This window comes from Chamaesiphon sp. OTE_8_metabat_110 (genome assembly GCF_031382685.1).
In the GTDB taxonomy this organism is placed as follows: Bacteria; Cyanobacteriota; Cyanobacteriia; order Cyanobacteriales; family Chamaesiphonaceae; genus Chamaesiphon.
The window spans coordinates 1-4281 of record NZ_JANMZA010000275.1 but is presented as its reverse complement, the minus strand read 5'-3'; the positions used below and the strand labels follow the sequence as shown (position 1 = coordinate 4281).

Sequence of the window (4281 nt, the reverse complement as noted above, 5' to 3'; positions counted from 1 at the left end):
TCATCGTTACCACCACCTAAGCCTGCGCCCCGTTGACGACCGACTGCATCGATTTCATCGATGAAGACGATACAAGGAGCTTGAGCCTTGGCTTGCTCGAACAAGTCGCGGACGCGGGATGCACCTACACCGACGAACATTTCGACGAATTCCGAACCAGAAATACTGAAGAATGGTACGCCAGCTTCACCAGCTACAGCTCGTGCGAGGAGGGTTTTACCAGTACCAGGAGGGCCGACTAACAGGACACCTTTAGGAATCTTGGCACCGAGAGCAGTAAAGCGATCGGCATTTTTGAGGAAGTCTACAACTTCATTAAGTTCTAGTTTCGCTTGGTCGATACCCGCTACGTCACCGAAAGTAACCTGGGTTTGGGGTTCCATTTGGACGCGAGCTTTGGATTTACCAAAGTTCATCGCTTGGTTGCCGGGGCCACTTTGAGCGCGACGGAGCAAGAAGAATAGACCCACCAGTAACAATACTGGGAAGAATAAGCTACTCAGAACGCGGAACCAAACGCTTTCGTCATTCTGTGGCAGAACGTAAATGTTGCCTTTGACGTTTTCTGTCAGAATGTTGACGAGTTGGTTGTCATTGGGAGGTAAGTTAACCAACGCTTTGGTACCATCCTTAGCTTGTACCAACGCCCGCGAACGATCGGCACTCAAGCCAACGTTCTCGATTTCGCCCTGTTTTACCTCTTGGATAAACTGGCTATATTTCAAAGTTTTTTGGGCTGGGGCTGGCTTCTCCAAGAAGGTAGTTGCCAGAGCGATTGCCACAACTGCCAGAAGGACATATAGTCCGGCATTTCTCCACCGCTTATTATTCAATCGAAGGTTCTCCTATATTATTATTTGGTGACTGGCAAATCGTGACGGGGCTTGGTTCGATCCAATCGCTCGACCGTCGTTGCCTCCAGTCTGCGCCATCTGCCGATCGCACTGAGCTGTCGGGTGATTCCGACCAGCGCACATGCGCGATAATTTGGTTTATGTTATCTCTGTATTAACTTATGTTAACCTTTCTCTCATTTTATTGATAGGGTTTTTTAAATTAAAGTTGAGATTTGGCAGTTTTAAAGGCTTAGGTGCCAGGGGACCGAGCATTGGCGTTTTGCTTTGCCTCTGCTCCGCGATCGCCGTCAGCCATGACTCGATCTCTGTTCACTAGGTCTTATATTCTAGTTTACCCATTGGAGCGATCGCACTATATAAGTGGGACGAGGTGGATTACCGAATCACTAGGTTCGATCGCCTATAAACCCTAGTTGCATCCAAATTACCAAGATTATCGTTTTCGTATATATTTAGACCAGGCAACAAGTGCCCCCATGATTACAAACACCAATCCAAATAACCAACCGATCGGTTGAGTCCAGCCGCTGTTGCTCGATTGAAGTGCAGTGGGCGTAGTTGAGCTACTATTTGTTAGTTGTTCTCGTAAGAATCGATCCGAACTGTCGTTATTAGTCTGAATCAAGGCGCTACTAAGATTAATTTGTTCGTTCTTACCCATTGTTAAAATTGAATCTGCCAAAACTAAAACTTGGGTTTGAGCGGGTTGTGCAGAATAGAAGATCGCCACACTTGTAACAATGAATAAGAGTGTAAAAGCCCGAACATTATTCCTGTATTTGATATTCACCCAAATCTGCTCCGATTACTTCACTCTAAACAGCTAACTTCCGCTATCGCTGGATGTTGGGCTGGATACTTTAGAGTACCCACAGGAGTAATAACAGTATGAATCAGAATAAAATAAATCACCGAATTACTGTAGCCGATCGCCTCCAAACCTTTGACCCATTCTTCCTTCCACTCGATCTCTGATCCCGATCGATTTTGTTGTTTGAGCGATGATAGGATTTGCGATCGAGCGATGCCTGGTAAAATTCCAGCACTTAGCGGCGGTGTATACCAGCAGCCATCGCGATAACCCCAGAGATTCCCGGTAGTGGTTTCTAGCCAATCACCGCGATCGTTTGTCAGGATTGCTTCTTGAATATTTTGGTTGCGTGCTTGTTTTAGCGCCAGCCAGGGTGCTAGATAATTTCCTGTTTTGAGCTGCGGAAACGATCGCGTAAATTTTTGCTCGGCAACAATTACCGTCACACCTTCCTGTTGCCAAGTAGCTAAATTAGGCGGCAAATCTCGTCCGGTAATTAATTCGCGTCCGTCAGGAAAGATTGTAATTCGCAGTACGGGGAAATGTAACATTAAACATTCCACACCCGATCGAACTTGATTCCAATCTGGCTGAATCCAATCTAATTCATCGATCGAACTTCTTAGCCGATCGCAGTGCAGATCGTAGCCAGATTCCGAGAATTTATCCGTTCTAAAAGTTGTAAATACCGTCGCCCCATACAGTAAGCCAGGGTCATTAATATCTAACTCGATCGATCCAGACTCGATCGAGTTTCCACAATACCAATACAAATCACGCACTTAGATAGACAAATACAATTATTTATTAAGTAGATAATGTCTGAAACCTAGCTGGTGGGAAGTGCCCACCCTACTCTTCTACTCTTCCTATTACCTATTACCTTTTACCTTTTACCTCTTACCCTTTCGCCACCCAAGCAACCATCAAACTCCCCGGCTTCGACACATCACCTGTAAATGTAACACCGCGATCGTTTGACTGGAGATGACGGAGAATCTTGTAAATTGCTTCCACGCGATCGGGCGCGCCAGCTTTAGTAGCTAATTCTTCAAGCGTCATCGGCGCTGCTGCTGACTTCAATGCTGCGACTGCATCTGTTTGTAATTGCAGAATTACTGCTGCTGCTTTTTTGCCAGCTTCTACTCCGGGCTGGTGATAAGCATTGACATTGACGATCGAAGCATACAAACCCACAGCCCGCTCGTATAGTGCAATTAAAGCACCTACCGTCTGCGGTGTAACGCTAGGAATAGTTACTGTAATCGAGTCGCGGTTGTTTTCATACAAAGCTTGACGCGTGCCTTGGAGAAAGCCAGAGAGATAGTCGCCACTAGTAACACCCGGATCGATTTCGGGCGAATTGCCCTCGCGATCGTGTAATACTTCGATAAACGTCAGGAAAAAGTTGGCAATCCCTTCCCGCAGTTGTTGGACGTAGGCGTGCTGATCGGTCGAGCCTTTATTACCGTAGACGGCAATACCTTGATAGACTTTATTGCCATCGAGATCGTCTTCTTTACCCAGCGACTCCATCACTAACTGCTGGAGATAACGACTAAATAACAGCAAACTATCCTTATAAGGTAAGACCACCATATCTTTTTCCCCTTTGCCATTCCCCGACGCATACCACGCCAAAGCGAGTAAAGCAGCGGGATTGGTCTTAATATCGGGGGTGCGGGTGGCGATATCCATTTCTTTGGCACCAGCTAACATCCCCTGAATATCGATGCCCTGGAGTGCAGCGGGAAGTAAGCCGACAGAAGATAATTCCGAAGTTCGTCCGCCCACCCAATCGGGCATCGGGAATCTAGCAATCCAGCCTGCGGCGGCGGCAACGCCATCGAGATGACTCCCGACGCCAGTGACTGCGACTGCATAGGCAGCGAAATCGAGATTCTGGGCACTATAAGCAGTCTGCACCTCAATCATTCCATTTCGCGGCTCGGGAGTACCGCCAGACTTGGATGTGACCACAACCAGAGTGGTATTTAGTCGGTGATGAATGCGACTGAGGACGCGATCGATTCCGGCTGGATCGCTATTGTCGATGAAGTGAATATTTAACGGGGCATCAGTGGCTGCTAGAGCCTCAGATACAAATTGCGGCCCCAATGCCGAGCCACCAATCCCGATCGCGATTAGATCGGTAAATTTCTCACCTTGCGGCGGATGGATGGCTCCAGAGTGAACTTTTTGGGCAAAATCTGCTATCGAATCGATCGTGGTGGTAATTTCAGTGGCAATCGATCGATTGGGTGCCAGTGCTGGATTTCGCAGCCAGTAGTGTCCTACCATGCGGTGCTCGTCAGGATTGGCGATCGATCCGGCCTCTAACGCTCGCATGTCGGCAAACGCCCGATCGAATTTCGGCTGTAGTTGGGAAACTAACGCATCATCGAACCGCATTCGGCTGATATCAAGATACAACCCTAATCCTGGGTGGTAGTACAACCAATCCTGATATCGCTGCCATAGCAATGCACCTGTTGCCACTGTTGCCATTACTCAACCTCATTAAAATCTAAAAATTCTACGGCGATCTCATTTGCCCTGTTACTAAGATACCAGCCTGATGGGTGCCAGATTGGTTATCTTTACACAAAAAAT

The 4281-nt window shown here is 47.5% G+C and carries 4 protein-coding genes; all 4 read right to left on the bottom strand.

Features of this window, described 5'->3' with window-relative positions:
• Positions 1-833 (bottom strand): ATP-dependent metallopeptidase FtsH/Yme1/Tma family protein (locus tag RMO52_RS09890; protein WP_310413489.1); only part of this gene is annotated, 833 nt, incomplete at its 3' end.
• 457 nt (positions 834-1290) lie between these two features.
• Positions 1291-1647 (bottom strand): hypothetical protein, encoded by a 357-nt coding sequence (locus RMO52_RS09885; protein WP_310413486.1) that lies wholly within the window; start codon positions 1645-1647, stop codon positions 1291-1293.
• 20 nt (positions 1648-1667) lie between these two features.
• Positions 1668-2441 carry an aminotransferase class IV gene (locus tag RMO52_RS09880; RefSeq protein WP_396134937.1) on the bottom strand — a complete coding sequence of 258 codons (774 nt, stop codon included), beginning with the start codon at positions 2439-2441 and terminating at the stop codon, positions 1668-1670.
• Between the two features lie 127 nt (positions 2442-2568).
• Positions 2569-4176: a glucose-6-phosphate isomerase gene (locus RMO52_RS09875; RefSeq protein WP_310413481.1), complete on the bottom strand. Its 1608-nt coding sequence runs from the start codon at positions 4174-4176 to the stop codon at positions 2569-2571.
• Positions 4177-4281 lie beyond the last annotated feature (105 nt).

Bases quoted from the DNA above. Each gene is read 5' to 3' on its own strand.
- RMO52_RS09875 (WP_310413481.1), bottom strand. From the start codon at position 4,176: ATGGCAACAGTGGCAACAGGTGCATTGCTATGGCAGCGATATCAGGAT.